Origin of the sequence: Lysinibacillus sp. HST-98, from assembly GCF_016757845.1 — a bacterium.
GTDB classification, from domain to species: Bacteria; Bacillota; Bacilli; order Bacillales_A; family Planococcaceae; genus Lysinibacillus; species Lysinibacillus capsici.
In genome coordinates this window covers 363412-389300 of the sequence record NZ_JAENHX010000001.1, presented here as the reverse complement: position 1 = coordinate 389300, position 25889 = coordinate 363412, and the positions used below count along the sequence as shown (strand labels likewise).

Below are 25889 nucleotides of genomic sequence, written 5' to 3'. Positions count from 1 at the left end.
GGAAGTCCATGCAAACAAATCGCTTTGTACTAGCTGGTACAGGTAGTGGGGTAGGCAAAACTACTTTTACCATTGGACTGATGAAAGCACTACAAAACAAAGGAAACGTGGTGCAGGGCTTTAAATGCGGTCCTGATTATATCGATCCAACCTATCATACAGCTGTAACGGGCAGAATATCACGTAATATTGATAGCTGGATGTTTTCACACGAAGCAGTACGTGATATTGTGGCACGTGCAAGTAGAGATGCAGATGTGTCCATTATTGAAGGGGTGATGGGCTTTTATGACGGTAAAAGCCCTTTATCTGATGCTGGGTCTGCTGCTGATATTAGCGTAGTGACAGAGAGCCCTGTTATTTTAATTGTCAATTGCGCTAGCATGGCACGTAGCGTAGCAGCAGTTGTGAAAGGCTTCCAATTACTATCAGATAAGCCGAATATCGTTGGTGTTATTGCGAACCAGGTTGGTAGTGTTGGTCATTACGAAATTGCGAAGGCAGCTATTGAACAAGAATGCGGCATTCCTGTTATTGGCTACTTAAAGCGTGAGGAAGGGATCGGTATCCCGAGTCGTCATTTAGGGTTAGTACCTGCTATTGAAAGAGGAGAGCTAGATTCATTTTTTGATAAACTAGGGAACCTGATGGCAGAAACAATTGATTTGGACCAATTAATACATTTAACAAAGGCTCCTATCTTGCAAGAATCAGGCCATTTATTTAGGGAGGAGCCTTCACGAAATATTTGTATAGCGGTTGCAAGAGATGCAGCTTTTAATTTTTATTATGAAGAAAACTTGGCTTTGTTACGTGCGAAAGGTGCGACCCTACAGTTTTTCTCACCGCTTGCGAATGAGCCTGTACCAGCTGAAGCTGATGGCTTGTATATTGGTGGTGGCTTTCCTGAGGAATTTGCAGAGTCACTTGCTACCAATACAGTCGTTAAAGACTCTATTCGTCAAGTCATTGCGAAAGGTCTTCCAACATTAGCTGAATGTGGGGGCTTTATGTATTTAACAGAGGCCATTACAAATAGCCATGGCGACCGCTATGACATGGTAGGGGTAATTCCTGGAGAAGTGGCGATGCAAACAAAACTAGCAGCACTTGGTTATCGTGAAATTTTTGGCACAGCCGATAATTTCTTAATTGGCACTGAGGAACAAGCGAAGGGCCATGAGTTCCATTATTCCAAATATAGTGGTTCTCACAATTCAGCAGCCTATGAAACGATTGGTCGTTTTGGCAAAAAGAAAGAAGGCTATCAAGAAGGAAATTTAGTGGCTGGCTATACTCATTTCCATTTTGTATCAAACCCAAAGCTAGTTGACAATTGGTTAACAGCTTGTAAGAAGGTGAAAAGTAATGACTAATTATTTTCCTATTCATATCAATCTAGAATATAAAACAGTAGTGATTGTAGGCGGCGGTCACGTAGCAACGCAGAAGGTAGCATCCCTGTTACCAGCAAAGGCAAACATCGTCATTGTCAGTCCAACCTTACATGACACATTACAGTCACTTGCTGAGTCAGGGCAAGTTACTTGGAAGCAAAAGGAATTTGAACCGCGTGATTTAGATGACGCCATTCTCATTATCGCTGCAACGAATGTAACAGCAGTTAACGAAGCCGTTCAAGAAGCAGCACAGCATTGGCAATTAATCAACCGAACAGATAAACAAAGTGAAAGTGATTTTATTACGCCTGCTACTGTTCGCCGTGGTCCATTGGTGGTAACTGTTTCGACATCGGGAGCAAGCCCAAGTCTAGCCCGCAAGATTAAAGCAGATTTAGAAGAGCAATTCGATGATGCTTATGATGACTATGTATGCTTTTTACAGCAAGCTCGATTAATGATTGCTGCTAAGTATGATAAAGGTCCACAAAGACGTGCGGCATTACAAGCATTGCTAGAGCCAAACATCCTTGAATGGACACGTCAGGGTGAGATCGATCGACGAGAAGCATATTTACAACAACTATTGATGGGAGCAGCGCAATGAAGGATGGAATCGTATATATCGTGGGAGCAGGTCCTGGCGATCCGAAGCTCATTACTGTGTATGGACTGGAATGTATTCAAAAGGCTGATGTAATTGCTTATGACCGTCTTGTAAATCCTAAATTGCTTGATTTTGCAAAAAAGGATGCGGAGCTCGTTTATTGTGGCAAATTACCTGGGAAGCATCATCTCATTCAAGAGGAAATAAATGCATTACTCGTTGAAAAAGCACAAGAAGGTAAAATTGTTACACGCCTAAAAGGTGGCGATCCCTTTGTTTTTGGACGTGGCGCGGAGGAAGCTGAAATAGTAAAAAATCATGGCATTGCCTATGAAATCGTTCCGGGGATTACAGCAGGAATTGCAGCTCCTGCATACGCAGGAATTCCAGTTACACATAGAGACTTCGCGACAAGCTTTGCCCTTGTAACTGGACATGGTCGTGAAGAAAAAGGACAAGATTTTTTGAATTGGCCCGCATTGGCTACGGGTATAGATACCGTTGCCTTTTATATGAGCGTCGGTAATATTGCCTACATTGCTCGAAAATTAATCGAAAATGGTCGGAAGGCAACAACGCCAGTAGCGGTCATTGAGTGGGGAACAACTGCTCAGCAACGCACGATTACAGGGCCGCTAGATGAGATAGCCAGCATCATTGAACGTGAAGGGTACCATAACCCATCTATGATTGTTGTTGGCGAGGTTGTCAATGTACGTGAAAAAATTCAATGGTTTGAAGAGCAAGGACTTACCTTTTCATAATCATTTCTTATAAGCGCACAAGGAGGAAGCACTATGACAGTCATTGAAGCATTAAAAAAACGTCGAGCGATTCGTAATTACACGACACAACCAGTAGAGAAAGAAAAAATTGAGCAAATTTTACAGGCAGCAACCTATGCACCGAATGACCGGATGCGTGAACCCTGGCATTTTTATGTCATTCAAGATGAAGCCATGAAGCGTTATGAAGAATTGGCAAGTGCTTATTTACAAGAACGTTTTCCCACGAAGCCAAATTTAGTGGAAAGTTCATTAAAGGTTGTACAAACAACCCCTGTAGCCATTGTGGTGACAGCTGACATAGTAGAGGGAGACACAGATGCGACAGAAGATAATATCTTTGCTGTATGTAGTGCCATTATGTCTATGTGGTTGACAGCAGAGCAGCTAGGTCTTGGCTTTGTTTGGCGTACACGTGGTGTTGGCCTCGTACATGATCCTCGTATGCATACGTTTATTGGTGCAAGCGACGCTCAAAAAGTAGTCGGTACAATATTTATTGGCTACCCACAGGAGCAAGAACAAACCGACAAGAAACGAACGCCGTTTGCAGAAAAGACAACATGGCTGTAAGGAGGCTATCAGCATGGCAAGAAAAGGCTTGTTTTTAGTATATACAGGTGAAGGTAAGGGCAAAACGACAGCATCTCTTGGTGTTACATTGCGTGCAGTTGGTCGAGGCTTAAATGTGCGTTATCTGCAGTTTATCAAATCCCCAGAACGTACTTATGGAGAGCAAATTGCCCTTCGTAAGCTAGGCGTAGAAATGGAACAGATGGGCATAGGTTTTACATGGACAAAAACACCTGAGGAGCATCGTGCTGCATTAGCCAAGGCTTGGAAAAAAACGAAGGCAGCTCTACAGGATGACAGCATTGATTTATTGGTCTTAGATGAACTGAACAATGCCCTAGCGATCACCAAGTTTCCAATCGATGATGTCCTTCCCCTAGCAGAAGTCATCGAGGCAATCCAACAGCGCCCTTCAACAATGCATTTGGTTGTCACAGGACGAAGTGCGAATCCGGCCTTACTAGCAATGGCTGATTTAGTGTCAACCATTGAGGCGACAAAGCATTATTATGATGAAGGGATTCCAGCGGTGAAAGGGCTCGAATTTTAAAGCCTTTTATAATTGCTGGATGAAAAATACCCGCGGAGCGAAGGTAAAAACCCGCGCTTCGCCATAGAATACCCGCGGAACGCAGGGAATTACTTGCGCTTCGCCTTAGAATACTTACAGAGGAGAGTGACTATGCCAGCAAAATCAATCATGATTCAAGGAACAGCTTCTGATGTTGGGAAAAGTATGATTTGTACTGCACTATGTCGTATATTTTCAGATGATGGACTGAAGGTAGTCCCATTTAAATCACAAAATATGGCTCTAAATTCATTTGTTACAAAGGATGGCGGTGAAATCGGCCGCGCACAAGGGGTACAGGCAGAGGCAGCTCGTGTTGTTGCAACGACGGATATGAACCCTATCTTGCTGAAACCGAAGCAAGATATGATGTCAGAGGTTATCGTTCATGGTAAGCATTTTTTAAATATGGATGCCAAAAGCTACCGCAATAATTTTGTGCAAGAAGCGATGCCAATTGTAGAAAAATCAGTACGCACGCTACAACATACATATGATGTCATTGTCCTAGAGGGCGCTGGTAGCCCAGCAGAAATTAACTTAAAGGATCGCGATATTGCTAATATGCGAATGGCTCACTTAGCAGATGCAGCGGTAGTCCTCGTTGCTGATATTGATCGTGGCGGGGTCTTTGCCTCGATTGTTGGTACACTGGCATTGTTAGATGAGGAAGAACGAGCACGTGTGAAGGGATTAATTATCAATAAGTTTAGAGGCATGCGTGAATTACTGGATGATGGTTTGGCATGGGTGGAGCGCGAAACGGGTATTCCGGTACTTGGTGTGATTCCTTATGTCGATGTCAATATTGAAGCAGAGGATTCACTTGCATTATCGTCACTACGTTTTAAAAAACCAAAGCTAGGCGAATTTGCTGTAGATGTAGCCATGATTCGTTTACCACGTATTTCAAACTTCACCGATATTGATCCATTTTTCGATGAGCCAGAGGTGGGTGTCCGTTTAATTGGTCATGTCCATGAACTAGGTACACCGGATTTACTCATTCTGCCAGGAACGAAAAGTACAATGGATGATTTAGCTTGGCTAAAAGCACAGGGTTTCGATCAAGCTATCACACATTTACGTGCGTGCGGTACTAAAATTATTGGCATTTGTGGCGGTTTCCAAATGCTTGGTGAAACATTACTTGATCCAGAAGCAGTGGAGGGGAATGGTGAATCTGCAGATGGTCTTGGGCTATTACCGATGGAAACCACTTTTGTAGGCAATAAAAAAACGGTGCAAATGACAGGCGTAAGAGGGCAGGACACATTGACAGGCTATGAAATCCATCTAGGGCGTACGAAAATTTTACGTGATGCGGTATCACCGTTTTTACTGTTAGAGGATGGAAGAGAAGATGGTGCGGTTAGTCAAGATGAGCAAGTGATTGGCACGTATTTCCACGGCTTGTTCCATAATCGTACCTTTACCCGTCAACTTGTTAATGAAATACGAGTGAAAAAAGGGCTAACAGCTTTACCAAGTGATGTGAAAAGTGACGCAGAACGAAGAGAAGATGCCTATAATATGTTAGCCGACCACGTTCGAGCAAATCTTGATATGAAAAAAATATATGAAATATTATCGTTAGAGGTATCTATATGACGAGAAAAGGACCGTTAGCCATTAACTATGAGGCATTATGGCAGGAAGGCATGAAGGACTGGCATGGCAATATGCCTGAACGAATGGTGAATGATCAGCTAGAGGAGCAATTTTGGGCGCAATCCGTGGCACGTAAAAAAGTGGGACAAACAGACCCTTATGCTGCATTGATTTTTCAGGAGCTTCAAAAAAAGATTGAACCTCAGCATTCTGTATTAGAAATTGGTCCTGGGTGGGGCAATTATACATTTCCATTAGCTGATAAAGTAAGCAAGCTCACATGTGTGGATAGCTCTAAAAGCATTTTGCATTACTTACAACAATGTATGCCGCAGGAGAAGCACGTTTCCTATATTCATGCAAAGTGGGAAAGTTTAGAGCAAGATGAGATTGAACCGCATGATATCGTCTTGGGCGTGAATTGTTTTTACCGAATATATGAAATTAAAGCAGCTTTATATCATATGAATCGGCTGGCGAGGAAGCGTGCCATCATTGGGATGACGACAGGGCCCATTCAGCCACACTATGAACAGTTATATGAAAAGTATGGTTATGACATTAAATTTCCCCGCAGAGATTATATCGAGTTTTTGAATCTCCTCTATGAAATGGATATCTACGCGGATTGTCAGATTATCCCGCTCGAACGTGTCTATGAATATGAAAGCTATGAGCAGCTTGTGACAACGCAGAGTAAAAAAATATTAACGACGAATTTCCAGCGAGCCCATGTAGAGGAATCACTACTACCTTTTATCGAAGAAAAGGATGGACGTTATTATTATCGTCATGATTTCCATGCGGCGCTTGTTTCATGGCAACCAAAATAATCAAGAAACCTTTGGAGAAACTGTACACCAAAGGTTTTTCTTATGGGAATGGATAAGGTACAATAAAACGATATAAAGAAGAAGTGAGGTGGCATATGTTGCAGCTGCATTTTCTAGGGACAGGCGCAGGCATGCCTTCAAAAGAACGAAATACAAGTGCTCTGATGGTAAAGCTATTAGATGAAGTGAGTGAAATGTGGCTATTTGACTGTGGGGAGGCGACACAGCATCAAATCCTTCATACGTCGTTAAAGCCACGGAAAGTAACGAAAATTTTTATTACACATTTACATGGAGATCATATTTTTGGACTTCCAGGCTTTTTAAGCTCGCGTTCCTTTCAAGGTGGGGATGAGCCGCTAACGATCTTCGGGCCATCTGGCTTACAGCAGTGGATTGAACAAACATTGGCCCTATCAAAAACCCATTTAACATATCCTTTACGCTTTGTAGAGGTACAAGAAGGCATTATTTTTGAGGATGCTCATTTTACAATTCATGCTAAGGAATTACGCCATGTTGTACCTTGCTATGGGTATCGTATCGAACAAAAGGATTTACCAGGCGAATTATTAATCGACAAAGCACAGGCACTTGGTGTTCCAAAGGGACCTTTATTAGGGCAATTAAAAGATGGCCACGATATTGTACTTGAAAATGGAGATGTGGTACATGCGAAAGACGTGGTGGCACCAGCCAAAAAGGGCTTTACATTGTCAGTCTTAGGCGATACAAAATATTGTGAAGAAGCAATCCAATTATCAATGGGTGCTGATATCATTGTGCATGAAGCAACTTTTGATGGTACAACAACAGATTTAGCAGCAAGCTACGGTCATGCAACAAATGTGGAGGCTGCAAAAGTCGCACAGCAAGCTGGTGCACACTATTTATTATTAAATCATTTAAGCGCACGTTTTCTTCCATACGACTTACCTCAATTTTTAGCTGAAGCACAGGGGATTTTTCCGAATACATGCCTAACAGCTGATCAAGCCGTTTATACATGGCAACACAATAAATTATTCTGATATAATTATTAAATAGAAAACATCTATTAGGGGAGATTCCTTTAATAGATGTTTTTAGTTTATAGTCCTAAAGATGTGTAGATAATTTTGTTTAAATATTACTGTTTAATCATGAGAATTATGCTTTTTTGCATGCTTCTACTAGTACAAAATAGTTAGTTTTATCCTCCATGCTTATCTATTTCGAAATTTTTACAAATTAATGACAATTTGAACTTCTTCAAAACTTATTATTTTATATTTAATAAATTGTTAATGAAATATATGGAAGTGATATTGTATGATGAAGTGGAAATAATCGTAATTTTTAGGGGGATCTCATCATGAGAAAGTCAATGAAATGGAAAATGCTTCTGGAGATTATGGGCATTGTGGTGTTCATTATAGCGGCATTTTCTATTTATGTTTATCAAGCTACATATAAAAGTGAAAAAAGCAATGGAGAAGCAATCGCCAACTCTATTGTCATGGGATTGGAAGGAGCGATTCAATCTAGAGAAAAAGCAGAAGAAATTATGGAAAAAGAAATGATTGCTGAATCTGTAATGGCTTCTTATATCATTGACAAAGGTGCTACATATGAGGATTTAAAGGCCATTGCTGAGCGTGGTGGCATCGATGAGATTTGGAGTACAGATGATAAAGGGAATACAACAGTGACATCAGTAGCTCCAACTGTTGATTTTAACTTTGGCGCTGATCCAAACGGACAAGCTGCCGAATATATGCAACTCTTAGATGGAAGAGCGAAAGAAATTGTCCAAAAAGCACAAATTCGCGATGTCGATGATCGATTTTTCAAATTTGTCGGGGTAGGTAGCTGGAATCCAGCAACTCCACAAATTGTACAGGTGGCTCGCCATGGACAACAGCTACTAGATTTAGAAGCAAGTATCGGCAGTGAATCCTATATCGATCAACTGGACAACTATTTATCCTCAACCGTATTATTCGCCGCTATTGTAGATGAAAAAGGTCAAACCATTGCCGCTACAGCAAAACAAAATTTAGCGGATATTGGTTTTGAGCCAGCCCAATTTTCAGCACAAAAGTCAACTGAATTTTCAGGGCGCTACGATGGCACTCGTGTCACGCAATATGTAAAGCCATTATCAAACGGTACATACTTAGCTATTATTGTATCCAATGCTATTCTCTCGCAAATTTTGGTAGGCACAATTGTAGCTTCATTGATTGTTGTCTGTGTGATTTTCTTCACTACCGGCCTGTCTATTTCGAAGCAAGTTTCGCGTATTTTAAGTGTGCGCAATTCCTTAGAGGAAATTAGTAAAGGTGAAGCAGATTTAACCAAGCGTATTCCAATCCATGCAAAAGATGAGATTGGCCAATTAGTGACATCATTTAATGGGATGATGGATAATTTCCAACAAATTATGTGTGAAATCAAGCAAGGGGCCAATCAAATAAAAGAAGCTACCTATACCATTCAAGAAAATGCTCATGAAACACTTGAATCAGCCGCAATTATCCAAGGCGAATCTAGTCAGGTAGCGCAGGCCTCCTTTGCACAACAGAATAATACGGCAGACAGTGCGCATTCAATGGAGGAATTGGCACGCAGCATTCAATATATTTCGGAATCCATAGCAGAAATTTCTAGTATTTCGCGTAATACCGAGGAAAACGCAGAAAATGGATTACAAATTATGCAGTCCTTACAAAAGCAACTGGTGACTATTCATGAGAAAACGAATTTTGCGGTGATTGGAACACAGGAGCTTGAAAAACTATCTACAATGATTGGGGAATTTACCAATGTGATTACAGGAATTTCTGATCAAACGAATTTACTGGCATTAAATGCATCTATTGAAGCGGCGCGTGCTGGTGAAGCGGGGAAAGGCTTTGCCGTTGTAGCTGAAGAAGTTCGTAAATTAGCTGAAGATTCTAAGAGTGCGGCGGATAGAATCACCCAGGTGGTGATGAATGTCCAAAAGGAAACAGCCAATATTGTAGCAACCATCCAAGCGACAGCAGATGTCTTACATGCAGGACGTGGAATCGTACAAGAAGCACAGCAGTCGTTTGAAGGAATTCATAATGATGTACAGGTCTTAGCAACACAAGTGGATTTAGTATCAAGCTCCACTGAGGAAATTGCTGCTAGTACAGAGGAAGTAACAGCTACCATGGAAGATGTTTCGCTCTTGGCTAAGCAGACATCGCAAAGTGTTGATGCCGTTGCTCAAAAGGCTAAACATCAAGCCGAAAATATGGAGAACATGACCGCATTTATCGACCAATTAAATACAACAGCGGAAAACCTCCAACTATCAGCAGACAAATATAAAGTATAAAAGGAAAAATATAGTACGATAAATCACTAGATTCCCGTATAATTGAAAAAAGGGGTGTGGTTTAAATGAATCAACAAAAGATGCCGCCAGCATTATTGCGATTAATCGTCATTTTTCCAAATGTGCTGAGCTATTTACTATTATTCGGTCTAATTATTTTTGTCATGACAAATTATGAAACATTAAAAGCAACAAATAATTTAACTGTGTGGATTATTTTTATTGTCGTGTTAGCACCCGCTGCTGCCTACACGACTTTCAGCATCGTGAAAAAAATTCGGGCAGGGCATATGTAAGAATATTAACGACTTCCTATTCAACATAGTAGGAAGTCGTTTCATATTGTTGAAAAACAAAACCATCAATAGAATTTTTGTGAAAGGTGAAAATGGTTTCCGTTGCAGGCTACTTGCTTTCCTGTGGGCGAGCGCCGAATCGCTTCCTCCGCTACCGCTCCGTTTAGCGTTTTGCCTGTCTCGCTATCCCACGGGAGTCAAGTAGCCTTCCACTCCAACCCAGAAAACGTAATCTTTTTAGCAAAGGTTTTCAAATAAAGTGAAGGTTTATGAAGAGGTGTTGTCACGCATCACTTTTCTACATTAAAAATAAAAACCTTTCCTTTTTCTAATCATGCAAATCATGGGCTATTTTGATTGCTACCGCTAGTATGAAAAATGAGGAAAAGACACTTTTGCAGAATGGTTGATTTCCGTTCCGCCAGCGTCACTCCTAGGGGATTTAGCGTCACAGAGGAGACCCTGGAGCGAACGGAAGTGAGTGAAGCGGCTCCTCAGACGTCCCCTGGAAAGGACGCTGGCGGAACGGAAATCAACCTCTCACCTTGCAAAGTTGCTTTTTCTGCCGTTGACATCATCTTTTTGCAACAACATGTAACGACTTCCTATTCAACATAGTAGGAGGTCGTTTTACTTAAAAGAGAATAAAAAACATATAGAGAGAAAAACTATCGTAAACAGTGATGAAATGAAGAGGTGTGTATATCATATGGATCCAACAAATTGTGATTTTTCACCAATGAAAGAAACTTTAAAAGATGAGCTTCTCGAAGTGATCATGTCCTTACAACAGAGTGTGCAGGAAATGGATACCGATGCAAATTGTCTCCTCGGTAATTTTGAGAAAATTAAAGAGAAGTTTATGACAATTGAAATGAAAGCTGCAACGTTCTATTTAAATTGTTATCTTTCCCCGTTTACTGAAAAGTATCCAGAGTTATCACACAGTGTGCAAAATATGTCTTTGAGAAGACATGGTGGTTTAATTGTTATTCAAAGACAGGATTCTTTAGAGAATCTAATTCAGCCTGGTATTCATATTGGTGCGGATTTAACCCATTCTTTATTAGAATCGATTTTCTTCCCTGGTAATCCACTTCATGATGGAGCGGTACTTGTCTATCAAAATCAAATTGAGTCAGCTGCCAATGTACTGCCATTGTCAGAGCGGTATACAGGGGAAAAGAAATTAGGAACAAGACATCGTGCAGCGCTGGGATTGAGTGAGCTAAGTGATGCACTTGTAATGGTTGTATCAGAAGAAACGGGTAGAATTTCTTTTGCTCTTAAGGGCAATTTATATCCTGTTACAACACCTGGCATCATATAGGGAGTCTCCCTATGTTAGAAAATATCTTGAATTCAAGATATTTTTCTTGCGGAAGTATCACTTGCATGGTAAAGTGATAACTGAAGGGAGGGTGAAGTCATGAGAAATCATACACTAGGCACCTTAACATGGATTCGGATGATGCGCTTTACAACGCAAAGTAATCAGTTATCGAATGAATTTTTAAAACGTTTCGACTTAACGACAGCACAATTTGATGTGTTAATCCAGATCAAAACATATGCCCCGATTACACAGTCTCAATTAGCAGAAAAAGTAACTGTAACACAAGGTGGCATGTCCCGCATGCTTGCCCGACTGGAAAAAGAGGGACTAATCGAGCGTAAACAAAATTGGAAGACGAAAACCATCTCATTGACATCAAAAGGGGAGCAAATGATTGATGCAGCAACACCTAGTCAACTTCACTTCCAGTCTTCGTTTTTTGAAGAAGTATTAACAGCTGAGGAAATTAAATCTTTATATATTGCGATGACAAAGCTTGAAAAACATAGCCGAGAAAAAAAATTGCCGCCTGTGTAATTTTTTTTGTAAAATCACTTGCCTAGTCAAGTGAAAATAATAAGGAGGAACAATTAATGAACAAATTAAGCGGACACCATCATATATCTATGTTAACGAAAAATGGTAAACAGAATAATCACTTCTACACAACCATTTTAGGGTTACGACGTGTGAAAAAAACGGTGAATCAAGACTCCCCTTCCATGTATCACTTATTTTATGGAGACTTAACAGGAGCAGCAGGTACAGAATTAACATTTTTTGAAATGCCCGTTGCAGGGCGTACAGTGCGAGGGACGAATGCTATTACGCGTATTGGCTTACTTGTACCTAGCTCCGAAAGCCTACTATATTGGAAAGAACGCTTTCAACAGCTAGAAGTAGAACATAGCGATATCACTACGTATGCAGGCAAAGAGGCTTTGTTTTTTGAAGATCATGAAGGTTTACGGATGGTATTGTTAAACCATCAAGGACAAGAAACGCCTGCTCAATGGCAACCATGGGATGGAAATGATATACCGAAGGAACATCGTATTTTAGGCATGGGAACGATTGAAATCACTGTGCGATATTTACAAAGAACGGTCAATTTATTACAAGATTTATTTCACTATACAGTTATTGCAGAAAAGGACAAAGAAACGGTCCTACAATCGATAGAAGGGGAAGTGCTTGGCGAGATTGTTGTCAAAGAAGTAGAAGGACCAAGCGAGAAACCTGGTAAAGGCAGTATTCACCATCTTGCGTTACGTGTTGCAACCGTTGAAGAATTACAGCAATGGGATACCAAAATTAAGGAGCTAGGATTGGAGAGTACTGGTGTGGTTGATCGTTATTATTTCCAAAGTCTATATTTTAGAGATCGTAATGGTATTTTATTTGAAATGGCGACAGATGGGCCAGGGTTTACGGTAGATTCAGCAGTCGAAGAACTTGGCAAAGAGTTAGACCTCCCGCCATTTTTAGAAGAGAGACGTTCAGAAATTGAAGCTATTTTAGAACCGCTAGAATAAGGAGAGATAACACATGATGGAAAAATATCGTATTGATCAAGCACAAGGACTCGAATTCGGACTGTACTCTTTAGGTGATCATATCCCTAATCCACTAACGGGCGAGCGTATTTCTGCTCAACAACGCCTAAAAGAGCTTGTTGAAGCAAGTCAATTAGCAGAGCAAGCAGGAATTGATGTATTCGGCATAGGTGAAAGTCATCAGTCTTATTTTACAACACAGGCACATACGGTCGTGTTAGGGGCTATCGCACAAGCCACTTCTACTATTAAATTGTCTAGCTCCGCAACCGTATTAAGTGTTTCAGACCCTGTACGAGTATATGAGGATTTTGCCACAATTGATTTATTATCAGATGGTCGTGCAGAAATTGTAGCGGGACGTGGTTCCCGTGTAGGTGCCTATCACTTACTAGGTGTAGATTTACAAGATTATGAAGAAATCTTTGAGGAAAAATTAGAGCTTCTTATGAAAATCAATGATGAGGAGCTAGTGACGTGGGAAGGGCAATTCAGAGCACCCCTCCATCATGCACAAATTTTACCGCAGCCAAAAAACGGCTCGTTGCCAATATGGCGTGCGGTGGGTGGACCACCTGCCAGCGCCATTAAAGCAGGATATATGGGCATTCCGATGATGCTTACAACATTAGGTGGACCTGCTATCAATTTTAAACCGTCAGTTGATGCCTATCGCGAAGCGGCAGAGCGCAAAGGCTTTGATCCAAATGAATTACCTATTGCCACAACAAGCTTGTTTTATGTAGCAGACACGACAAAAGAGGCATTGCAAGGCATGTACCCACATTTAAATGGTGGTTTCCAAGCTATTCGTGGTGGGGGCTATCCAAAGCAACAATTTGCACAAGCGCCTGATACACGTGATGCTTTAATGGTGGGCAGTAAAGAGCAAATTATTGAAAAACTACTTTATCAGTACGAACTATATGGCATGCAACGCTTTATGGCACAAATCGATTTTGGTGGCGTACCATTCGAAAAAGTGATGAAAAACATAGAAATCATTGGCAATGATATTATGCCAGCGATAAAAAAACATACAGCAAAATAAGGAATGGTGGATTATGAAAATTGTCGCACTTGCGGGTTCTATTGTCGGCTCAAAAACAAGAACAGCTACACAAAAAATGGTCGAGATGTTACAAGTAAAATACCCAGAACATGAAGTAATCTTACTAGATCTTGCTGACTATCAACTAGTTTTTAGTGACGGACGTAATTACTTTGACTGCGAAGGTGATACAAAATATGTGACAGAAACCCTGATGGCTGCAGATGCAATCGTTATTGGGACGCCAACATTCCAAGCATCTATACCAGCTACATTAAAAAACATCTTTGACCTTTTACCTGTCAATGCCTTCCGCGATAAAGTCGTCGGTGTCATTGTTACAGCGGGTACATCCAAGCATTATTTAATGGTGGAACAGCAACTAAAGCCGATCCTTGCTTATATGAAAGCGCACATCGTACCGACCTATGTATTTATAGAAGAAAAGGATTTTTTACGTAAAGAAATTGGCAATGATGATGTCCTTTTTCGTTTAGAACGGTTAGCGGAGGATACCGTGATGATTACAGAGGCTTTTGCAGAAATTCGTGCCAAAAAAGATGCTGAATATGATTTTTAAAAATTAATAGAAGAAACGCTGTGAAAGTAGCATGACACAGCGTTTCTTTTTGTGTCTAAGCTAACTATTTGACCATTCAAACCATCGTGCATGCCCATCTGGACGCGCCATTGTACGAATGGGTTCTATAGTGCCTTGATCTATAAAATCTTGATGAAGTTTTGTATCAAATAAATTGTTATAGCAATGATAGAGAGGTCGCTCAAGGCTAATTTCTTTTAATTGCTCTATTAATGTATGACGTAATTCAATTGGTATTTGATTTGCGACATGTGTATGATAAATAACTAACATCGCCTCTTGCTCTATTGTTCGACTGAGCTCTTTAATCAGTTGAATCGCATCCCCTTTTACCAACTGAATATCTAATTGATTGATGATGGGAAGAGCCTGATTGAATAACATTCTACGTTCATGATGTTCAGGCCAAATTAACGCTTGAAGCCATTGACTTTCTTCTTTATTACCAAGATCAATTGGATGTAAATCGATCCCTATTCTCTGCCAAACAACAGGAGGCTTTGACAAAGAGGCAGGCAATGTTTCACCACGATTTTCTGAGATCAACACGATATCATTCTTAGTATTAGTAATCGCTAAGTGTTGGTTATAGCAATAATTGTAGTGATCCATGCCAAGCTGAAGCCCAGCACTTGCGCCAATTTCGATGAAAGCCAATGGTTGTTGATGTTTGGCATAGATTTCAGTCATCATTGGGTAGAGATACGCACAACGTCGAATTTCATTTGTTTGTACCAGCTTTTCTTGAAACAATGTCGTTAATTCATTTGTATGTGACAGTACAAATGCTTTTAAAATAGGGAACACCTCCTGTATTGGATGCGGGAAAGGTGTGAAAGATGCATAATAATTTGTCAAAGGATCATTGGATGTAGCTAATAAATAATGAACTGCTGCTAACAATAAATTGGGTGCAGGCTGACCCTGTGGGATCAAGGAGGCAATATCTAACAAATCTTCATCATCGGCAATTTTATTTGCTAAATGTTCATATAGCAGGCTTGAGCCTTGACATTCCTGTTGAGCAAACATCTGAAATTGACGACTTAATATCGTGTGCTGCATATGATTCTCTCCTTTTTGCATACATAATCTAGTTCATCATCAGTCTATTCTTATTGTATAATTTAGTAAATTAAATATATTTAATAAATTTAATTAAGATTATTAATCAATGAGGTGAGGTTTTGGAATATAAATGGTTACAGTCTTTTATCGTCGCAGCCCAGACCTGTAATTTTCGTACAGCAGCGGAACAACTTCATTTATCTCAGCCAAGTATAACGGTTCATATTCAGCAGTTAGAGGAATTTCTACATGTACAATTATTTAAGCGTGAAAAAAATCGTGTGCAATTAACAGACACTGGAAGGCTTTTTCAAGTAGAGGCACAGGAAATGGTCAAACAGTGGGAACTAAGCATTGAACGGATTCGATTAGCAAGTAAAGGTATTCAAGAAAAGGTTATGATTGCTATGACCCCGTTAATGGTTGAAACGATTCTGCCTCATGTGATTTATCAATTTATCAATGATAACCCTTCACTTGAGATCTCAATTTTAGTAGAGGATTCAGCTAAAATAGAGGATTTAGTCAATCAGGATCAAGCTCATATTGGCATTTCATTATTACCAACACGTTATCGACATTGGCATCAAGAACTGCTGATCGATAGCCCATTAGAGTTTGTAATTCCCCTTGATGCCTATGATGATGAAACAGGCACTTATATTGATTATGAGGAGTTATTTCAAACGTATACTTTATTTACGCACCATCATCCAACAATTTGGGGAGAGCTATTACGTAAATTACGAGAAAAATATGTTTTAACGAAGCAAGTATCTATTTCTCAATCCTATGTGGTGAAAAGGCTAATAAAGGATGGTTTAGGGTTGTCGTTTTTACCTCGTATGATTGTAAGAAAAGAACGCATGGAGGGCCGATTTAATATAGTTCCTTTTGAAGATTTACCATTACCGAGTGTACCCGTATACTTCTTTTATAAGGAATCTACACAAGTGCCAGATGGATTATTAGATTTATTACAAACTAGAAATTATTTATAAGATGGTCAAAAATCAATGGAATCTACTATCACCTTTTTAAAAGTATATTTAGAACAAATACAGATGATTTATGACAAAACCATGATAGTAGGTATATTGTTAAATATATATAAAGAAAGAGAGAACATTTGAAAAAACATTGGTGTTTACTTAAATATTGAACAAATCTTTATTGAATTTAATACACTATAGTAAAGCAGGCGCTCATATTGTTCCTTCAAAACCTAAATGGAGGAGTAGGGGAAAATGGTTATTGAAAATACAGTTTTAAAGTTGCTTAAGTATAGTGTGTCAAAACCTTAATTGGAAATTTCGTGTTAAAATGGTAATATTAGCATATTTGAAATTGATACATTTTACGATTCCGATAATGGATTGGAACTTGACGATGATAAATATAGAGAATATCATGCAGCACTAGTTATAGATGTGTCTAATAATTATCAGTATGTTGAAATAGGCACAGGAGAAAATAAATCTAAACTTATTAAGTTAGTGGATACAAGAGAAATAATTTTTAAAAGTGATTTATTTTTTTGCAACCAGAAGAGAATAAATATAATTACAAAGCCCAGATACTCAAATTGAACTGCTCGAAATAATAAAAATAGTATTAAGCGGCTTGAGACCTGAATTCTAGGGGATTCAAGTCGTTTAAAGATTTCTGTGATTATAAAAATGAATATACTCATCACTTGCTTGTTTTAACGATTCGTAGGAATCATACTTATGTAAATAATACTTTTCAACTTCAACGTACCTCAAATCCTTCAATCGGTCCGTTTTCAATACATCGACCAACACGCGACATGCTTTGTGTTATATTGGCTTTGTTTAAGATTCATTTAAATTCCTTCGAGGTATATTGAAAACCTCGATCACTATGTATTTTTGACAACTCGCCTGGCTGTAATGATTCATTTGCATTTTTTATTGTATTGAAAACGAGGGAATTATTATTCGAATGACCCAAAAATGCCCAATTAAATGGATTCTCTGCCACATGATGAGCTGGTGATACGATAAGGCTTACCTTACGCCGAATAACAGATTTCAATCCGCTCACTTGCATTAAACGATAGATACGGTTCTCGTTAACTATCCCTGGAGTACTTTCTTTTCGCAGACGGTTGATTGCCAGCGTTGTACAAGGTGAAATAATATCGACAAGTAGGAGATGTTATTCATAATACTTTAAATATAAGGAGATCTAGATGGATAAGAGAATAAAAGAATTAATTGATTATACAAAAGAAAAATACTGCTTACACGCATATTATTTGCATACATTTGATATCAACCGAAGTATAACAATTTTCAAAGATACCGTTTATAGTCTAAGCATGGAATGGTTTCCAAATCATATTAAAAATTGGGATGATGAAACCTATAATCCAGAAGGGACGGCTTGTATTGAGATAGACATCCATTCAAGAAAGATTAAACATGTGATTTTTAGTAAGGGTATATCAATTGTTGATGGTATGACATTTGATTTGAATAACAGGCATGAAATCATCAAGTGGATTGAAAAGGAAACTGGATTGAAGTACGGAAGACAGTTTGAGTTATGGAAGGAAGAAGAAAGAGAGCTTCATTTCAAGGAGTTTATAGATGGGGTTGCAGTTTCTCCGTCTGGTAATATTACTTTAAAACTGGATAAAGAAGGTAGGCTCACCTTATTTTCCGTATATGGACAGTTTCAATCAGATAAATATGTAAAAAAAGACAAATATTCACTTTCCTTCGAACAAGTAGAAAAGTTAGCTAAGGTACAATTGAAGTTAGTTGAGTTTCCAGCCATTGAACAAAAAAAGCTCGTTCCAGCATTTGCAATCGAGGAGGTTTATATTAAGAATAACTGTTTTTCTACCTTACCTTTTGAAATCTTTGTAAATGATAAATTTTCTTTGCAAATGGATAAAGTGATAGAATGGGATGATAATATTCAAAAAACTTTCCAAGGTAAAATACTATCACTCATTGAAAATGTCACACCTGATCAAGCGTTTCAGTGGGAACCACATCCAGATTTGCAGCCAATCACAGAGGAAGAAATTAAAAAGTGTGTCAGTAACATAAAAAATTTTTTAAGTCAAGAATACACGAATGATTCGGGAAAATGGGCATTAAAGTCGCTATATCGAGATAAGAGATACATCCATGCAACATTAAACGAAAAGGAACAGAAAGAGCGTGTATTTAAAAGAAAAGTGAAGCTGTTCATCGACTCAGAGACTTATCAAGTATTAAATTACATGGATAATAAGCAGTTTTTAAAAATGTATATGGAACTAGAAGAAGCAGAGGAAATAAAGATTTCAAAAGAGGATGCATTTGAAAAATTAAAAAACTTCATTGAATTGACACCATATTATGTTTATGATTTTGAGCAGGGTTACTATATATTATGCGGAAAGTTAGATTGTCAATATGCAGTAAAGGCGAATAATGGAGAAGTTGTTAAACTAAATGAAATGTAATGTAAATAATATTGCTTCATTTAAAATATTGAGACCTCACTATTTTTTTCTAATTCAACAATCTGGTGCATATCTTTTTTTGAACTGAACCGAATAGTGGACACTTAAAAAAATGGACCGATTCGAGGTTCAGTTCATTGTGAGTACCTGGTCATTTTTTGTTTCTACAAAATTCACTTACCAAACACAAATTTCAGCCAATTCCTCTATTTGAATATGGACGCTTGGTTTTATTTTTAATTATGTATAATGAGTTGGTTTTTTCTTGTTATCTAAATAACGCTCTCTTGAATGTTGTGTGAAGTCATTAAACAATTTTGAAAGTGAAGTAGAGTCAAGACTAGATTGTATAACCTCAAATAATTGTGGGTCATATGAAATAATTTTATCTTTATATGAACCTAAAATAATGATTTTCAGTAATCCTATATCACCCAGACGTTTATAATGCTCACTTGTAATAATGATTTCTTGTTCTGGGTGCAATTTTAACCATCTTCTTATGCGGAATTTATTCATATTTACCTCTCCTATATCTATAAAAGTTAAACATTATTTGATAGAAATTTGGTGTTTCTCATTAAGTAGTGTTGTACCGTTTACTTTAACAACAATATTTAGACTTAGTAATCCACCAATTTTTACTTTTACTTTAGATATGGTTTCATTAGCTTCTGTAATTTCACCTTTCAATTTTACAAAGGGGTAGACTTGTTTGAACATATTGTCTCTACTTTTTTTATCTATTACCTCATTATTAATATAAAGAACTTCTTCTGTCATTGCATTTACAATTCGAATGATATGCTCTTTATACTCTAACTGCCATACTTTAAATACTTCTTTTTCTAAATCCTCGGTTGTGTTTTCCATTCTTCTTTTAGTTCTTCACGAAAATTTTTAAACAAGTTATTTCCTCCAAAAAAAATTTAAACATTAATTAATAGGGTAGCGTCCATCTATTCAATATTATGCAATTAAGGTAATTTTATAGAAAATACTTATAATTGTATATACAACAAATATACGCTGTGTTAGTTTTCTGTTTATCTATCTAAATCCATGTACAACAAAATATCTTCAAAGGAACAAAAATAGTTAAATTGTCACCAAACAAGACATATGGCGTTACCTTAATCGGTAATGAGTTTTTTTAATATAATATAACTATTACTTTGTCAATAGATGTTTAAGTACAAATTGTTAATTTATGATTGCAAAATGAATCGTTACTACAATGTAATTAAAGTCAAGAAATTATTAAATGTTGGTAATGTACTTTAGTATCGAAAAGCAAATTCATTCTTTATGGATAGTTATGAATTGAATGTCGTTTAAATCATTAGTAATGTGTTTTTTTTCTTTTGATTTAAAAGTACAAATAATGCTATCTGAGAAAGTATCGTTAATTGTTACAATATAGTCGGAAATATGATCGAGTAGTTTTTGTAAGCTTACAATAAATTGTTGATGAGTAGTGTTGGGATAAGTATTCTTTTGTATAAATTTAATTAATTCTTCTTCAATAAATTTAATATCTTCGTCAGTTGCAAGACGACCAATTGTTTCGTGATTATTTTGAATTAATATTCTTTCAATTTCTTCTTGAGTAAGATCCCTTTCAGCTGATTCTTTAGTCATTTCATCACTCCTTAAGAATGTGTATACCTAATATTGTATTGGTAAATAATTGAAGTGTAAAGAGGTATCCAATTTTGAGGTACGCTAGTCAAGGGCTAAAAACCAAGGTAGAGGAATTACTTATTAACCATCTGAACAAATGAGCAGATGTTCATTAATTTAAGCCTGAGCATTTTTAATAGATATAATGAGTTGGCTTTTTTTATTACTTAAATACTGTTCTCTCATTGTTTGAGTGTAATCCTCTACTACTTTTGAGACACTGCGTATGAACTTTGAAAGTTTTTAATGAAGGTGATTAAGGGTAAATATTACTGATGGAGGGTGAGAAGATAGAACTGGTTCTTCTGCAGCTAACGAAGCAGTATACTTCCATATGGAGATAGGAACTTTTATTAGTTCCCTACGTTTTAAAATTAAAGAGAACGTGTAGAAAACTTGAGATATAAGTGTGACATTTAAAATGTGGTAAAAAAAGTATGGAGATAGTACCCCCTTATTTTTAACGGGTGTTAGTTAAAGAAACTGATATTGTTAAGGGCGATATAGAATCTCTACTAAAGTAATTAGATAGTGTAGTTTTCTTTAATGCAAATGATGGGAGAGATGGTATGGAAAACGACTGGGACAAAGCTATAGGTTCTCTTTCTAAAATAAATGTTTTTTCAAACCCAAATAACGAGCCGGTAACCATAAGTGGTGAAGCTGATGATTTGAAGTGTATAGGTGTTGGGACAGATGCGGCTGTTTTTCAATCTCTTTCCGCTCCAGCGTATGCATTTAAAGTATATGCCAAAGACAAAGTACACAAAGTAAAAATTGAAGCAAATGTTTATGAAATATTAGGAGATTCACCTTTCTTTTCAACATGCTTTGCTTCATATGACGAATACCTTGTTTTAAGTTACGAAGAAGGAAAAACGCTCTTTGATTGCATTCTACAAGGTATTCACATTCCAAAACAGGTTATAAATGAAGTGGAGGATGCAAGAGAATATGTTCGGAAGAAGGGCCTTAACCCTCGAGATATTCATTTGAAAAATATTTTGCTACAGAATGGCAGGGCAAAAATAATTGATGTCTCTGAGTACACACTACAGGGTAATGATTATCGATGGGAGCATTTAAAAAAAGGATACGAGCAATATTATCATGTAATAGATGGGAACTCTGTGCCGTTTTGGTTAGTAGAAACAATACGAAAGTGGTATAACCAGCGTGGAAAGAATTCTTCATTTGAAGAATTTTCAAAAAATATTTTAAAATTTCTGTTAAAAAATAATTGAACTTACAGGAGCTAACTTTTACGAGATGATTTCATCTTGGTCAGTAACGCTACTCACACCGAGTAGCGTATTTTTAATCGTAAGAGGGTGAGAGTATGTCAATTTATTGCAACTATGTTTTTGTCTCTTCAAAGAGCAACTGCCCTCTTTTTTAAAGAAATCTATCTTGTAAAATACAAACCCATGGTATAAAAAGCTGCTGCAGGAGCAACATAGCAATGTCATTACTTCATTTAAGATTGTAAAATTGATTTTTTATAGAAGGTTCTTTTCTTTTGATGTTACCCAGTACCCTTCTAGTAAAGCTTCTTTAACTTCTTTGATAGTATTTCCTTATTAGGATTATTACGAAAATGTTGTTCTAGTTTATTCATTAAAGTGTCCTTCTTTAGCTTAGTGAAAAATTAAAGAGGCATCTGTTATATACAAAACAAAGAATCCAGTACTCAAATAACTTTGAGACTGGTTTTTTTAAAATATTTGACCAGAGCAAGATGCTCTTTTCTCTAGAATTCTAAATTCAATTTAGATAGTAAAAATAGCTGCAAGCTTAGATGTTTTTGCGGCTTTTTGCTTTTTTTAAGGAAATTTCAATTTGATAATATTTAGATTCTTGCAAAAAGATGCATCATTCGTCTTTTATGCTCAACCCTACCAAATTATACATATTTACAAACAACTTAGGTTGATTAAGGAATATTAATGTATTGTAAATTTTATAAATTGATGTAAAGATATTTCAGAATGGATTGAAAAACTGCAAAAAGATGATTAATATTGCAAATGTAAGCAAGAATTTGCAAAGGAATAAATAAGTTAAGTGCAAAAAGCAGTAGATTAAGAGGGAAGAAGAGTGATTTAATGGGAATTTTTTTTAATCCAGTAAAAATTAATATTGGGGAATTAAAGGTTTTAAAGCGAGTAATTGAAGAAATGCCCCAAAAGGTAACAAAAGTGCTTTTACTTACTCGTGGGGGTAATTTTAATAAATCGCCAGAAAGCGCTGAAATGAGGAAATGTTTACAGCAGTATGAAATGCAGCAAGTAGATATTGAAATTTCAAATCCTACTGTAGATGATTTATTCGCATTGTTCAATGAGACAAAAGATTTTGATTTTGATTGTATCGTAGGTATCGGAGGGGGGAGTGTACTAGATTTATCTAAATCATTAGTAGCGATTAAAGGAATGCAAATTGAAAACTCTAAGCAGCTGTTGACAATTATTGAACAAAAAAACTACAAGAATAACGAGCAGACAATACCTTGGATTGGAATTCCTACTACTTCCGGTACTGGCTCGGAGCTAACATGCTGGGCAACAATTTGGTATGACAAGCAAGGAATCAAACTATCTATTGATAACCCATCATTATATGCCTATGCAGCAATTATTGACCATACACTAACAACTTCATTACCAATTAGTATTACTGTTTCGACAACATTGGATGCATTATGTCATGCAACAGAGGCCTATTGGTCAAATAAGTCGAATGAAATTTCTAGAGTTTATGCAAAAGAGGCCATTCAGCGAATTATGCAATATTTAGAATCGCTAATTGAAGTACCAAGTAATATAGAATATCGACGTGAGATTGCTTTAGCAAGTATGTATGCAGGCTTGGCCTTTAGTAATACGCGTACAACAGCTTGCCATTCCATTTCTTACCCACTAACAATGGAGCTTGGGATTTCACATGGTGTGGCAGCAAGCCTAACATTAGCAAAAGTGTTAGCTATTAATTTTGAGAGTATCCCTGAAAAACAACAACTTCTTGAAGCATTTGGTCATCGTTCGTTTAAAGAAATACAACAATGGATAGAAAGCGTACAGGAAAGAGCGGGTTTTGCTACAAGACTTGTGCAATACAAAGGAACACATGAAAGTATTAATCGTATTGCAGAAAATGCGTTTACAAAAGGTCGTATGGATAACAATCCAGTCCCCTTAACAGAAGCGGATGTAAAAAATATTTTAATCTCAATCTATGAATAGGAAGGTATAGAACAATGAAGAAAACAATTTTAATGTCATCAGTTTTAGCACTATCAATCGCTTTAGCAGCATGCTCTGGACAAACAACAGAAAGTAAAGTAGACGACAAAATCGACATTGTTTGGTACCCAAATGAATCAGGCTCTGATTTAAAGGCATCACGTGATGAGATAGGAGAATTAATCGAGGAAGCCACAGGTAAGGAAGTGAAGCATCACTTAACGACAGACTATGCTATCGCGATTGAAACAATTGCAAATGGCAATGCAGATATGGGTTTTATGGGTTCAAACAGCTATATTGAAGCGAAGAAAAAAAATGATGCAGTTATTCCGTTAGCAGTACAATCTGGCGCATCTGGAACATTAGATGATGCAATTTATTATAGTTGGTTAGCTGTAGATGTAAATGAACAGGATGCATTCAAAAAGGATGATGAATTTTCATTAGATACAATTGAAGGGAAATCAATTTCATTTGTATCAAATAGCTCAACCTCTGGCTTTAAAGTACCATCCTCAACAATCATTAAGCATTTCTCAGAAACGGATAAATACGCAGACTTATCTGAGGAAAGCATCATGACAGGTGCTGAATTATTTGAGCAAGTATTATTTGGTAACTCTCACCAAGGATCGGCGGTGAACTTGTTAAATGGTGATGTAGATGTAGCCGCATTCTGTGATACATGTGTAGAAGAGTATGTAGAGCTCAAAGACGGAGAAGCAAATAGACAAGGTGCTATTTATACAGTAAAAGAAAATGCAGCAGAGCCATTTAACAAAGTAGCAGGTAAGGATTTTACATTAATGAACGTAACACCTGTATTAAATGAACCATTCGTTGCAAATTTAGAAACTATGGGTCAAGAAGATTTTGATACAATTCAAGCTCTATTTACTTCGGATGAGTTTGCAAATAACGAAATGGTTTTTGGTTTAGAGGGTAGTGAGACTGCAACATTATTCACAAAGGAAGAGAATGAGCGTTTCCTTAAAGTTGAGGATGCATGGTTTAACCCGATTCGAGAATTAACAAAATAATTAGCGACATTAAAAAGCGAGGATATTCGAGATGATACCATTATTGCAGGTTAATAAAGTAGAGAAGTTTTATAACGAAGAAACAAAAGTATTAAAGGATATTAGCTTTGAAGTTTATCCAGGAGAGTTTATTTCCATTATTGGTCCTTCTGGTGCAGGAAAATCCACGTTACTACGCTGTATTAATCGAATGGTGAATTTTAATCAAGGAACAATCCTATTTGATGAACAAAATATCGGTCAACTAAATAAGAAGGAGCTACGAAAAGTACGTACGAAAATCGGCATGATTTTTCAGCATTATAATTTAGTTCCACGTCTTTCGGTTTTAGAAAATGTACTGCATGGTCGTTTTGGTTATAAAACGACTTTGCAGGGAATTTTTAATCGCTATACGCAAAAGGAAAAGGAGCGTGCCTTTTTCCTCTTAGAAAAGCTTGGTATTGAGGAACATGCATATAAACGTTGTGACCAATTAAGTGGGGGACAGCAACAGCGAGTTGGGATTTGTCGAGCGCTTATTCAGGAGCCTTCACTAATATTATGTGATGAACCAATTGCCTCGTTGGATCCGAACTCCTCAAAAATTATTATGGATTATTTGAAGATGATTTCCTCTGAGCTAGGAATTGCGGTAGTCGTTAATCTACATCAGGTGGAGGTTGCGCAGCATTATTCGGATCGTATCATTGGCTTAAACAAAGGCAATATTGTCTTCAATAATCGCAGTGCTGCACTGACGAATGTGGAAATCCAAAATATTTATAGTTCGAACATGCAAGATTTAATCATGATATAAG

At 37.4% G+C, this 25889-nt stretch carries 25 protein-coding genes; 21 read left to right on the top strand and 4 right to left on the bottom strand.

Features of this window, described 5'->3' with window-relative positions; translation table 11 throughout:
- Window positions 1-8 precede the first annotated feature (8 nt).
- The 15 genes from JIN86_RS02010 to JIN86_RS01940 all read left to right on the top strand — a co-directional run bounded on the left by JIN86_RS02010 (window position 9) and on the right by JIN86_RS01940 (window position 14548).
- On the top strand, window positions 9-1376 hold the full coding sequence (locus JIN86_RS02010; RefSeq protein ID WP_202341160.1) for a cobyrinic acid a,c-diamide synthase CobB: 1368 nt from the start codon (window positions 9-11) through the stop codon (window positions 1374-1376).
- Window positions 1369-2007, top strand: coding sequence for a precorrin-2 dehydrogenase/sirohydrochlorin ferrochelatase family protein (locus JIN86_RS02005; RefSeq protein ID WP_202341159.1), 639 nt, complete (start codon window positions 1369-1371; stop codon window positions 2005-2007). The genes JIN86_RS02010 and JIN86_RS02005 overlap by 8 nt, the downstream gene beginning before the upstream one ends.
- Window positions 2004-2771 carry a uroporphyrinogen-III C-methyltransferase gene (cobA, locus tag JIN86_RS02000; protein WP_004231320.1) on the top strand — a complete coding sequence of 256 codons (768 nt, stop codon included), beginning with the start codon at window positions 2004-2006 and terminating at the stop codon, window positions 2769-2771. Before JIN86_RS02005 ends, cobA begins: the two co-directional genes overlap by 4 nt.
- Before the next feature lie 33 nt (window positions 2772-2804).
- Window positions 2805-3365 carry a nitroreductase family protein gene (locus JIN86_RS01995; RefSeq protein ID WP_202341158.1) on the top strand — a complete coding sequence of 187 codons (561 nt, stop codon included), beginning with the start codon at window positions 2805-2807 and terminating at the stop codon, window positions 3363-3365.
- Window positions 3366-3378: 13 nt separating this feature from the next.
- The gene (locus JIN86_RS01990) at window positions 3379-3915 is read left to right on the top strand and encodes a cob(I)yrinic acid a,c-diamide adenosyltransferase (protein ID WP_009370255.1); all 537 of its coding nucleotides are present in this window, start codon (window positions 3379-3381) and stop codon (window positions 3913-3915) included.
- Window positions 3916-4047: 132 nt separating this feature from the next.
- A complete protein-coding gene (locus tag JIN86_RS01985) occupies window positions 4048-5547 on the top strand; it encodes a cobyric acid synthase (protein WP_202341157.1) in 1500 nt (499 codons plus the stop codon).
- On the top strand, window positions 5544-6380 hold the full coding sequence (locus tag JIN86_RS01980) for a class I SAM-dependent methyltransferase (protein WP_202341156.1): 837 nt from the start codon (window positions 5544-5546) through the stop codon (window positions 6378-6380). Before JIN86_RS01985 ends, JIN86_RS01980 begins: the two co-directional genes overlap by 4 nt.
- A 98-nt stretch (window positions 6381-6478) precedes the next feature.
- A complete protein-coding gene (gene rnz, locus JIN86_RS01975) occupies window positions 6479-7411 on the top strand; it encodes a ribonuclease Z (RefSeq protein ID WP_202341155.1) in 933 nt (310 codons plus the stop codon).
- Window positions 7412-7734: 323 nt separating this feature from the next.
- Window positions 7735-9729 (top strand): methyl-accepting chemotaxis protein, encoded by a 1995-nt coding sequence (locus JIN86_RS01970; RefSeq protein ID WP_202341154.1) that lies wholly within the window; start codon window positions 7735-7737, stop codon window positions 9727-9729.
- 65 nt (window positions 9730-9794) lie between these two features.
- Window positions 9795-10025 carry a hypothetical protein gene (locus tag JIN86_RS01965; RefSeq protein ID WP_009370265.1) on the top strand — a complete coding sequence of 77 codons (231 nt, stop codon included), beginning with the start codon at window positions 9795-9797 and terminating at the stop codon, window positions 10023-10025.
- A 709-nt stretch (window positions 10026-10734) separates the two neighbouring features.
- On the top strand, window positions 10735-11355 hold the full coding sequence (cdaS, locus tag JIN86_RS01960; RefSeq protein ID WP_004231336.1) for a sporulation-specific diadenylate cyclase CdaS: 621 nt from the start codon (window positions 10735-10737) through the stop codon (window positions 11353-11355).
- Window positions 11356-11454: 99 nt separating this feature from the next.
- Window positions 11455-11898, top strand: coding sequence for a MarR family winged helix-turn-helix transcriptional regulator (locus JIN86_RS01955; RefSeq protein ID WP_004231341.1), 444 nt, complete (start codon window positions 11455-11457; stop codon window positions 11896-11898).
- A gap of 56 nt (window positions 11899-11954) precedes the next feature.
- Window positions 11955-12896, top strand: coding sequence for a ring-cleaving dioxygenase (locus JIN86_RS01950; protein WP_202341153.1), 942 nt, complete (start codon window positions 11955-11957; stop codon window positions 12894-12896).
- Window positions 12897-12912: 16 nt separating this feature from the next.
- Window positions 12913-13968 carry an LLM class flavin-dependent oxidoreductase gene (locus tag JIN86_RS01945; protein ID WP_039885009.1) on the top strand — a complete coding sequence of 352 codons (1056 nt, stop codon included), beginning with the start codon at window positions 12913-12915 and terminating at the stop codon, window positions 13966-13968.
- Window positions 13969-13981: 13 nt separating this feature from the next.
- A complete protein-coding gene (locus JIN86_RS01940) occupies window positions 13982-14548 on the top strand; it encodes an NADPH-dependent FMN reductase (protein WP_202341152.1) in 567 nt (188 codons plus the stop codon).
- Window positions 14549-14608: 60 nt separating this feature from the next.
- Here the strand turns inward: JIN86_RS01940 and JIN86_RS01935 are convergent, their stop codons facing one another.
- Window positions 14609-15634, bottom strand: a complete 1026-nt coding sequence (locus JIN86_RS01935) for a DUF2332 domain-containing protein (RefSeq protein WP_202341151.1) — start codon at window positions 15632-15634, stop codon at window positions 14609-14611.
- A gap of 122 nt (window positions 15635-15756) precedes the next feature.
- Between JIN86_RS01935 and JIN86_RS01930 the strand changes: the two genes are divergently transcribed.
- Together JIN86_RS01930 and JIN86_RS01925 are read left to right on the top strand one after the other, a co-directional pair.
- On the top strand, window positions 15757-16638 hold the full coding sequence (locus JIN86_RS01930; protein WP_202341150.1) for a LysR family transcriptional regulator: 882 nt from the start codon (window positions 15757-15759) through the stop codon (window positions 16636-16638).
- 1214 nt (window positions 16639-17852) lie between these two features.
- A complete protein-coding gene (locus tag JIN86_RS01925) occupies window positions 17853-19121 on the top strand; it encodes a hypothetical protein (protein ID WP_202341149.1) in 1269 nt (422 codons plus the stop codon).
- Window positions 19122-19361: 240 nt separating this feature from the next.
- Here JIN86_RS01925 and JIN86_RS01920 read toward each other — a convergent pair whose 3' ends face one another.
- The 3 genes from JIN86_RS01920 to JIN86_RS01910 form a co-directional block, all read right to left on the bottom strand.
- Window positions 19362-19640 (bottom strand): hypothetical protein, encoded by a 279-nt coding sequence (locus JIN86_RS01920; RefSeq protein ID WP_202341148.1) that lies wholly within the window; start codon window positions 19638-19640, stop codon window positions 19362-19364.
- A gap of 33 nt (window positions 19641-19673) precedes the next feature.
- The gene (locus JIN86_RS01915; RefSeq protein ID WP_237497099.1) at window positions 19674-19994 is read right to left on the bottom strand and encodes a hypothetical protein; all 321 of its coding nucleotides are present in this window, start codon (window positions 19992-19994) and stop codon (window positions 19674-19676) included.
- A 426-nt stretch (window positions 19995-20420) separates the two neighbouring features.
- Window positions 20421-20762, bottom strand: a complete 342-nt coding sequence (locus JIN86_RS01910) for a hypothetical protein (RefSeq protein ID WP_202341147.1) — start codon at window positions 20760-20762, stop codon at window positions 20421-20423.
- A gap of 611 nt (window positions 20763-21373) precedes the next feature.
- Between JIN86_RS01910 and JIN86_RS01905 the strand changes: the two genes are divergently transcribed.
- The 4 genes from JIN86_RS01905 (at window position 21374) to phnC (ending at window position 25888) form a co-directional block, all read left to right on the top strand.
- Window positions 21374-22048 (top strand): serine/threonine protein kinase, encoded by a 675-nt coding sequence (locus tag JIN86_RS01905; RefSeq protein WP_202341146.1) that lies wholly within the window; start codon window positions 21374-21376, stop codon window positions 22046-22048.
- A gap of 861 nt (window positions 22049-22909) precedes the next feature.
- The gene (locus tag JIN86_RS01900) at window positions 22910-24046 is read left to right on the top strand and encodes a phosphonoacetaldehyde reductase (RefSeq protein WP_202341145.1); all 1137 of its coding nucleotides are present in this window, start codon (window positions 22910-22912) and stop codon (window positions 24044-24046) included.
- Between the two features lie 14 nt (window positions 24047-24060).
- The gene (locus tag JIN86_RS01895) at window positions 24061-25089 is read left to right on the top strand and encodes a PhnD/SsuA/transferrin family substrate-binding protein (RefSeq protein ID WP_202341143.1); all 1029 of its coding nucleotides are present in this window, start codon (window positions 24061-24063) and stop codon (window positions 25087-25089) included.
- Between the two features lie 34 nt (window positions 25090-25123).
- Complete coding sequence (gene phnC, locus JIN86_RS01890) at window positions 25124-25888, top strand: phosphonate ABC transporter ATP-binding protein (RefSeq protein ID WP_202341406.1); 765 nt, start codon at window positions 25124-25126, stop codon at window positions 25886-25888.
- The last annotated feature ends 1 nt before the right edge of the window (window position 25889 follow it).

What these genes read in the sequence shown, in the direction of transcription:
- JIN86_RS02010 (WP_202341160.1), top strand. Translation starts at nt 9, where the DNA reads ATGCAAACAAATCGCTTTGTACTAGCTGGTACAGGTAGTGGGGTAGGC.
- JIN86_RS02005 (WP_202341159.1), top strand. Translation starts at nt 1,369, where the DNA reads ATGACTAATTATTTTCCTATTCATATCAATCTAGAATATAAAACAGTA.
- cobA (WP_004231320.1), top strand. Translation starts at nt 2,004, where the DNA reads ATGAAGGATGGAATCGTATATATCGTGGGAGCAGGTCCTGGCGATCCG.
- JIN86_RS01995 (WP_202341158.1), top strand. Translation starts at nt 2,805, where the DNA reads ATGACAGTCATTGAAGCATTAAAAAAACGTCGAGCGATTCGTAATTAC.
- JIN86_RS01990 (WP_009370255.1), top strand. Translation starts at nt 3,379, where the DNA reads ATGGCAAGAAAAGGCTTGTTTTTAGTATATACAGGTGAAGGTAAGGGC.
- JIN86_RS01985 (WP_202341157.1), top strand. Translation starts at nt 4,048, where the DNA reads ATGCCAGCAAAATCAATCATGATTCAAGGAACAGCTTCTGATGTTGGG.
- JIN86_RS01980 (WP_202341156.1), top strand. Translation starts at nt 5,544, where the DNA reads ATGACGAGAAAAGGACCGTTAGCCATTAACTATGAGGCATTATGGCAG.
- JIN86_RS01970 (WP_202341154.1), top strand. Translation starts at nt 7,735, where the DNA reads ATGAGAAAGTCAATGAAATGGAAAATGCTTCTGGAGATTATGGGCATT.
- JIN86_RS01965 (WP_009370265.1), top strand. Translation starts at nt 9,795, where the DNA reads ATGAATCAACAAAAGATGCCGCCAGCATTATTGCGATTAATCGTCATT.
- cdaS (WP_004231336.1), top strand. Translation starts at nt 10,735, where the DNA reads ATGGATCCAACAAATTGTGATTTTTCACCAATGAAAGAAACTTTAAAA.
- JIN86_RS01955 (WP_004231341.1), top strand. Translation starts at nt 11,455, where the DNA reads ATGAGAAATCATACACTAGGCACCTTAACATGGATTCGGATGATGCGC.
- JIN86_RS01950 (WP_202341153.1), top strand. Translation starts at nt 11,955, where the DNA reads ATGAACAAATTAAGCGGACACCATCATATATCTATGTTAACGAAAAAT.
- JIN86_RS01945 (WP_039885009.1), top strand. Translation starts at nt 12,913, where the DNA reads ATGGAAAAATATCGTATTGATCAAGCACAAGGACTCGAATTCGGACTG.
- JIN86_RS01940 (WP_202341152.1), top strand. Translation starts at nt 13,982, where the DNA reads ATGAAAATTGTCGCACTTGCGGGTTCTATTGTCGGCTCAAAAACAAGA.
- JIN86_RS01935 (WP_202341151.1), bottom strand. Translation starts at nt 15,634, where the DNA reads ATGCAGCACACGATATTAAGTCGTCAATTTCAGATGTTTGCTCAACAG.
- JIN86_RS01925 (WP_202341149.1), top strand. Translation starts at nt 17,853, where the DNA reads ATGGATAAGAGAATAAAAGAATTAATTGATTATACAAAAGAAAAATAC.
- JIN86_RS01920 (WP_202341148.1), bottom strand. Translation starts at nt 19,640, where the DNA reads ATGAATAAATTCCGCATAAGAAGATGGTTAAAATTGCACCCAGAACAA.
- JIN86_RS01915 (WP_237497099.1), bottom strand. Translation starts at nt 19,994, where the DNA reads ATGGAAAACACAACCGAGGATTTAGAAAAAGAAGTATTTAAAGTATGG.
- JIN86_RS01910 (WP_202341147.1), bottom strand. Translation starts at nt 20,762, where the DNA reads ATGACTAAAGAATCAGCTGAAAGGGATCTTACTCAAGAAGAAATTGAA.
- JIN86_RS01905 (WP_202341146.1), top strand. Translation starts at nt 21,374, where the DNA reads ATGGAAAACGACTGGGACAAAGCTATAGGTTCTCTTTCTAAAATAAAT.
- JIN86_RS01900 (WP_202341145.1), top strand. Translation starts at nt 22,910, where the DNA reads ATGGGAATTTTTTTTAATCCAGTAAAAATTAATATTGGGGAATTAAAG.
- JIN86_RS01895 (WP_202341143.1), top strand. Translation starts at nt 24,061, where the DNA reads ATGAAGAAAACAATTTTAATGTCATCAGTTTTAGCACTATCAATCGCT.